The organism is Brasilonema bromeliae SPC951, from assembly GCF_012912135.1.
GTDB classification, from domain to species: domain Bacteria; phylum Cyanobacteriota; class Cyanobacteriia; order Cyanobacteriales; family Nostocaceae; genus Brasilonema; species Brasilonema bromeliae.
Map to the genome: position 1 here is coordinate 5,507 of NZ_QMEB01000144.1, position 7,153 is coordinate 12,659.

General features: G+C 46.4%; 6 protein-coding genes. All 6 read left to right on the plus strand.

What is annotated here, in order from left to right:
• Positions 1–724, plus strand: a 724-nt coding sequence (locus tag DP116_RS28610) for a glycosyltransferase (RefSeq protein ID WP_369333951.1), incomplete at its 5' end; no start/stop codon positions are given.
• 2 nt (positions 725–726) lie between these two features.
• A complete protein-coding gene (locus DP116_RS17810) occupies positions 727–1,902 on the plus strand; it encodes a hypothetical protein (RefSeq protein WP_169156446.1) in 1,176 nt (391 codons plus the stop codon).
• A complete protein-coding gene (locus DP116_RS17815; RefSeq protein ID WP_169156447.1) occupies positions 1,899–3,038 on the plus strand; it encodes a glycosyltransferase in 1,140 nt (379 codons plus the stop codon). The genes DP116_RS17810 and DP116_RS17815 overlap by 4 nt, the downstream gene beginning before the upstream one ends.
• 368 nt (positions 3,039–3,406) lie before the next feature.
• The gene (locus DP116_RS17820) at positions 3,407–4,579 is read left to right on the plus strand and encodes a glycosyltransferase family 2 protein (RefSeq protein WP_169156448.1); all 1,173 of its coding nucleotides are present in this window, start codon (positions 3,407–3,409) and stop codon (positions 4,577–4,579) included.
• Between the two features lie 44 nt (positions 4,580–4,623).
• Positions 4,624–5,757, plus strand: coding sequence for a glycosyltransferase family 2 protein (locus DP116_RS17825; protein WP_169156449.1), 1,134 nt, complete (start codon positions 4,624–4,626; stop codon positions 5,755–5,757).
• A 45-nt stretch (positions 5,758–5,802) separates the two neighbouring features.
• Positions 5,803–7,017: a glycosyltransferase family A protein gene (locus DP116_RS17830; RefSeq protein WP_169156450.1), complete on the plus strand. Its 1,215-nt coding sequence runs from the start codon at positions 5,803–5,805 to the stop codon at positions 7,015–7,017.
• The last annotated feature ends 136 nt before the right edge of the window (positions 7,018–7,153 follow it).

Genomic DNA, 7,153 nt, shown 5'->3' on the forward strand with positions numbered 1-7,153 from the left:
CATTGCTCACCTGTCCGCCCACGACACCCACTTCAGTTTTGGGGAAAATCTAGGGGCACCAGATTGTGGTGTTCCCGTCGGTGGCTTTCACTGGTTACCTACCCGCCAACCAGTAGTGCTGGATTTGTGGGACTCAAACTTCACACCAGGGATTGCTTACAACACCATCGCCACTTGGAATAATAAGGGAAAGGACATTACTTATCAGGGCAAAACTTACTACTGGCGCAAGGCGCGTGAGTTGGAAAAATATCTGGATCTTCCCAAAGCGCGTCCGTTGCAATTTGAGATGGCGACTAATGTGAGTGAGGAGGAAAGAGAGAATGTGCGATCGCTGCTTCAAAAGCATGGTTGGAGCCAGGTAGACGCGGTGGAACTCTCTCAAGATATGAAGAATTACCGCGCTTATATCCAGGAATCGCGCGGAGAGTTCACGGTGGCAAAAGAGCAATACACGCGTCTGTTGAGTGGCTGGTTTAGCGATCGCTCTGCTTGCTATCTAGCTGCTGGTCGTCCTGTGATTACTCAGGAAACAGGATTCAGCAAATTTCTGCCCACGGGTAAAGGACTTTTTGCCTTCAACACTATGGAAGATATTCTAGCAGCACTCGATGCGATCGAAAGCGACTACAAAGGCAATTGCCAAGCAGCCCGCGAAATTGCATCAGAATACTTTGCCGCAGAAAAGGTGATTGGCAGTCTTATGGAGCGAGCGGGGTTATAAGTATGGCACGCATTGTTGTTTGCGGATATATGATCCGTCATCCATTAGCTGGTAATCTTTTTGCCTTCTTCCACTATGTGTTAGGATTACATCTTCTCGGACATGAAGTCCTATATTTAGAGGAAAGCGGCTGGTCTGGGTCCTGCTATAACCCGATAAACCGCAGTTACAGCGATGACCCCAGCTTTGGTATTCACGCAGTGGAAACACTTATAAACACCTATGGCGTGAATGCCACTGTGTGCTATGTGAATCGGGACACGGGAACCGTCTATGGTGCGGATTGGCAAGAGCTAAAGCGGATGCTCAAGACGGCGGATCTGCTATTGAATATCGGTGGAGTTTGCTGGCTGAGAGAATTTCTTGTGTGCAAGCGCCGGATATTAATCGATATGGACCCATTCTTTACTCAAACTGGGACATTCGCCGCTGAGGGTCGCAACGACTATCACGCCTACTTTAGTTATGGTGTGAATATCGGAAAACCCGATTGCACGATTCCGAGTGATGGTATTGAATGGCTCCCCACCGTACCGCCTGTTGTGCCAGAGATTTGGCACCAAGTACTTGCTCCAGAAGATTGTGAAAAAAAATGGGTAGATATACCCTTGACAACCGTGGCTAATTGGAGTGCATATGGTGGGATTATCTACCAGGGCGAACACTATGGACAGAAGAATGAGGAATTCATGCGCCTGCTGGAACTCCCAAGCTACTGTGCACAGAAACTTGAACTTGCGCTTTCGGGCAAGGATACAGAAATAGCAGAGATTACCAAGTCTCTACAAACAGCAGGCTGGTTAGTTCGAGATGCTAGGGTATTGAGCGCTAACGTATCAACTTACATCAATTACCTGACTAGCTCGCGGGGAGAATTTAGCGTTGCCAAAAACGCTTATGTCAAAACCCGTAGCGGTTGGTTTAGCGATCGCAGCGTTTGCTATCTCGCTGCTGGTCGCCCCGTCATCTTACAAGATACCGGATTTAGCGATTGGTTACCGACGGGTGACGGCGTGCTGGCGTTTTCCTCCTTGGAGTCCGCAGTAGACTGCATAGAGCGCGTCAACGCAGATTATCAGATGCATTGCTTGGCAGCACAGGAGTTAGCCGAACAAAACTTTAGTTACAAAGTAGTACTGCCTCGACTACTTGAGCCAGGGAGAGTGAAAGTAGCATGATCATCATTTTTGCGAGTGCAATCGGTCGTTTTCCTATAGGAGGCAATGCCTGGTCTGACCTGCAGTACCTTTTGGGTTTGCGATCGCTTGGGCACGATGTTTTCTATTTGGAAGAATGTGGACTAGAGTCGTGGGTTTACAACTGGGAAACCGAGCAACTCACAACTGAGTTGGACTATCCTACAAATTATGTGAGAAACTGTCTGGAAGGGCTTGGTTTTGAAAATCAATGGATTTACCGAGCTGGCGAGCGTTCGGTTGGGATGGATATTGACAAATTTAAACAAATATGTCATGAAGCTGATTTGATGATTGTCCGTGGCTCACCAATTTCTCTGTGGAGAGAGGAATATAACTGGCCGCAACGCCGCATTTATATTGATGCAGACCCCGGTTTCACTCAGATTAACATTGCCAGCGGTCATTCAGAATTGGTAAACACGGTTGAACATTGCGATCGCCTGTTCACGATTGGTCAGCGCATTGGTGCCGCAGACTGTCTCATCCCCACAATCGGTAGGGATTGGCTGTTGACATTACCTCCAGTAGCACTGCCTTACTGGTCAGTGACTGAGGACGACGACGCCACCCACTTCAGTTCTATTATGCAGTGGCACAGTTATCGGGAGGTGGTCTACGAAGGAGTCACCTATGGCAACAAGGATAAAGAATTTCTCAAGTTCATTGATATACCGCAACTGACAAAACAACCGTTTCGGATTGCACTTAGCGGCGGCTTTCCTGATGAGCTATCCCAGTACGGCTGGGAGGTAATCCCCGGATGGATTGCGTCCTTTACACCAGAATCTTACCAGACATTCGTCCAAGAATCCCGTGCTGAGTTTGGAGTCGCGAAACACGGTTACGTTGCCACAAAGGGAGGCTGGTTTAGCGATCGCAGCGTCTGTTACCTAGCTTCCGGCAGACCTGTTCTAGTTCAAGACACAGGCTTAAGCGATTGGCTACCAGTAGGAGAAGGAATTTTAATTTTCCGCGACCAAAAGGAGGCAGTAAACGGTGTAGAAGCTATCAACGCTGACTATAAGCGACATCGGTATGCAGCACGGCAGTTAGCACAGGAGTATTTTAACTCAGATAAAGTTCTTTCATCTCTTTTAGAGGCAGCTATGAGTTAACGATACATTGAGTTTATAAAATATCACCATAGCAATACTAAATCATAAGCTTGAAGTACAGCTTTGCATAAGTTCGTAACTTTTTTAAACGCAGAGGAACACTAAGGTAGCGCAAAGGAACGCAGAGTCTTGCTTAATTTAATGGGCTACGAATTAATGAAATGCTGTACTAAGCCTACGGCATGCTTCCTAAAGCGCGTTAGCTCCTCCTAACAGAGGCACGGGCACGCTACTTTGAACGTAAAATTCTCTTTTCTCTCTTTTCTTGGCGCTCTTGGCGACGCCAGACGCCTACGGAGGGAGACCCTCCTGCAGCGCTGGCTCGTCTTGGCGGTTAATAATTTTTACAACTTAAATAAGACTGCTATATGTCATCAACAATAACCATCGGATTCATTCCTCGCGAGCAATTCTCCTTAGCTGCTGAATCTTTGCAGCGGATTTTCGATTACACCCACATCCCATTCAACCTGATTGTAGTGGACTGCAACACCCCAAAGGTGTATTGGCAGCAGATTGAACAGGTGCTAGACGGACGTAGTCATGTGGAAGTTATCCACAAGAACCATTACCTAACGCCTAACCAGTGCAAAAATCTGGTGATTCAGCAAGCCAAAGATGATTTTGTGTGCTTCATAGAGAGTGACGTTATTGTTGAGGAGGGCTGGCTATCTCAACTTATGGCAGCATGCGAAGAACATCCGGCTGATGTGGCAATACCACGCATTATCGAGGGGCGTTTGGGAGAGACAAAACTTCACTGGGACCCAAACCTGGGTCATATCCGTTCAGTGCAAACAACCGACGGAGTCAAATACGAAATTCTTCCGTTTACAGACGAGCAACAACTTGATAAAGGTTCCCATCGCCGGACGATAGAATTGTCTGGAGAGGCTCACTGTCAGCTCTATCGCCGAAGCGTTTTTGACCAAGTCGCTCCTTTTGATGAAGAGGTTGTTTATTTAGACTGGATCGATTCTAGTTTGGCTTTATATAATGCCAAGATTCCAGTTGTGTTTGAACCAAAGTCTGTTGTTCATTTCTGGCACCCTTTTCCTCCCCGTCGTGATGACCTCGACTATTTCTTTATGAGATGGGATCTCGAACGAGCTCAACAGGATCTTGATCGTATTCCAAAAAAGTGGAATCTGGTTCAGGTGACAGCAGATCTGGAGTTTGCGATGGAGCGAAATCGTATCGGTCAGCTTCATGCGAGCATGGAGGAACTCAAAGCTCTGATACCGCCGCAGAAACCCTTTATCTTGGTGGATGAAGATTGGCTAAATAGCAATGAAATCATTGAAGGCTTCCGGACTATACCCTTTACTGAACACAATGGACAGTATTGGGGAGCTCCAACAGATGACGACACCGCTATTCGAGAATTTGAGCGCCTACACCAAACTGGTGCCAGCGCGATTGTTTTTCTGATGCACACTTTTTGGTGGCTGGAGTATTATACCAGATTTCATGACTATTTGCGTCAAAAGTTTCCCTGTGTATTACAAAATGAGCGTCTGATTGTGTTTGACTTACGCTAGCCCAAACACAGCAAGAATTTGAGATTAGTTTTCAAAAATGTCTAATGGAAAAACCTACAGCGAGTATTATAATAACCAACTACAATTACGGGCGTTTTCTGCGTGAGGCGATCGCAAGTGCTTTGAATCAAACCTATCAGCCTACGGAAGTCATCGTCGTGGATGATGGTTCAACAGATAATTCACAGCAAATCATCGCTGATTACGGAAAACGAATTATTCCCGTTTTGAAAGAGAATGGTGGGCAGGGGTCAGCATTTAACGCCGGTTTTGCCGTCAGCTGTGGTGAGGTTGTCTGCTTCTTAGATGCAGATGATGTTTTGCTACCCAGTGCTGTTGAAAAAGCAGTCTCACTGCTGCACGAACCAAACGTGGTCAAGGTACATTGGCCTTTGTCTGCTATTGATGTTCATGGGAAACCGTTGGACAAGTTATTTCCGGAAAAACCTTTGCCAGAAGGAGATTTGCTTGATGCACAGCTCACGGGTGGTGTAGATGGTCATGTCTTCTCCCCGACCAGCGGCAATGCTTGGGCACGTAGTTACTTAAAAAGGGTTTTGCCGATACCGGAGATTCACTATCGAATCAATGCCGATTCCTACCTAGCAATTCTTGCTCCCTTGTTTGGCAGCATCAAGCGCATTGTTGAGTATCAGGCTTTGTATCGCATTCATGGTGATAATGGCACTAGCAAGACGACTTATCGCTGGCAACTTAACCAATATCACTATGAAATGACAGTCCTGCGTAAGTTTTTACAGGAACAGGACATTCAAATTAAAGATGCTTTTGAGTGCGCTCAAAGTTCTGGCTATAAGCATATCCAGCATATGGTCGAGTTGGGGCAGGAACTGGAACCGTTAATTCCACCAAGACAAACTTATATTTTAGTTGATATGGATGAATGGGGATGGAATGGGCAGCTACTTGAAAATAGCCAATCAATCCCCTTTTTAGAAAAAGACGGTATGTATTGGGGAGCACCCAGTGATGATGTTATTGCAATAGAGGAATTTGAGCGTTTGCGCCGTGAAGGGGCAAGTTTTATTGTGTTTGGATCGCCAGCTTTCTGGTGGTTTGACTACTATGCTGAATTCGCTCGCCATTTGCGTACCAAGTTTCGCTGTGTTTTAGATTCGGAGCGCTTGGTTGTCTTTGATTTGCGCATATCAGCTTGATACTGTGTAGGCCTTATTCCCAAACAGAGGGTGAGCAGAAACGATATGATACCTGAGACCAAAGTTACGATCGCAATCCCAACCTATAATCGCTCGAAGTTACTAAAAACTAGCCTTAAGAGCGCACTGGCACAGGACTATTCAGATTTCCAAGTTCTTGTATTAGATAATGCTTCTAGCGATGATACAGAAGCAGTTGTACGCTCATTCTCAGATTCGCGAATCACTTATGTACGCAATGATGCTAATATAGGAATATTTGGCAATTGGCAGCGAACCATTGAGATAAATTCTAGCCCCTATCTGAGCATCTTGTCGGACGATGACATACTGCTGCCCAACTTCATCCGCGAGTCTGTCTTAGGATTGGACAACCATCCGAATGCTGGTCTCTCGGCTGCCCTAGCTGAATTTATCGATACTAACGGTGTTCTACTGCAGGTCAAAGGCACAGAATTTTCAGACAACTTGCCACAAGGGCTGATCGAGGGTCTAGAGTTCATCCACCAAATTGTTGATGGACGGAAATGGATTTTGCGCACTAGTGCGGTGATGTTTCGCGCTTCTGCCCTCAAGGCGGTTGGGGGATTCGACATAACGCACTCTAAGTACTTGCTAGACTTGAACTTATACTTGCGCATGGCAACGCAATTCGATTTCTTTTTTATTGCCAAACAACTGGCTCAAGTCCGGTTTCATGTTGAACAGGATTCCCAGGTTAGCTTTCACTCGCTTAGTGGAACAGGAGCGCTTGCTGTGATGGCAGAACGTACTGATGCGATCGCTTATTTGCTGCAGTCGCCGCGTGCAGAAGATGCATCCTATCGTCGGTGGCTTGCAGAGCGCCTGTTGCATATAAGTATACGCCGCAGTGAGTTTACGTCTAAGCTTGTACCAAAACTCAATCTGGGCTGGTCAGAACGGCTGGAAATTGCCATTCGGGAGATCGCAGCTGTGATACCAGCAGGAAAGCATTTTATTTTGGTCGATGAAAATCAATGGGGTTTTGATATTTTACCACAATTCCATCCCCTTCCCTTCCTCGAACATGAAGGTCAGTACTGGGGACCTCCATCTGATGACCAAACCGCCATTCGGGAACTTGAACGAATGCGCGACTGCGGAGCAAGCTTTATGGTCATTGGCTGGCCAGCTTTTTGGTGGCTTGATTATTACTCTAAACTAAGAAATTATCTCAGTTCAAATTTCCGCTGCGTTTTGCACAACAGTCGCCTTGTTGTGTTCGATCTGCAACCATAAGGTTCTGCGACATTAATATGGGGTGATAGCCTTTCGCTGCACTCGCTTGTAGTGAACTGCAAACTGACGGGGTGAAGTGTTCATGATCTGGCATAAGGACAAAAAGAAATTCAAAACCGGAGTGCAATGGCTAGCC

Excerpts from the sequence above, each read along its gene's own strand:
- DP116_RS17810 (WP_169156446.1), top strand. The coding sequence starts at position 727 with ATGGCACGCATTGTTGTTTGCGGATATATGATCCGTCATCCATTAGCT.
- DP116_RS17825 (WP_169156449.1), top strand. The coding sequence starts at position 4,624 with ATGGAAAAACCTACAGCGAGTATTATAATAACCAACTACAATTACGGG.
- DP116_RS17815 (WP_169156447.1), top strand. The coding sequence starts at position 1,899 with ATGATCATCATTTTTGCGAGTGCAATCGGTCGTTTTCCTATAGGAGGC.
- DP116_RS17830 (WP_169156450.1), top strand. The coding sequence starts at position 5,803 with ATGATACCTGAGACCAAAGTTACGATCGCAATCCCAACCTATAATCGC.
- DP116_RS17820 (WP_169156448.1), top strand. The coding sequence starts at position 3,407 with ATGTCATCAACAATAACCATCGGATTCATTCCTCGCGAGCAATTCTCC.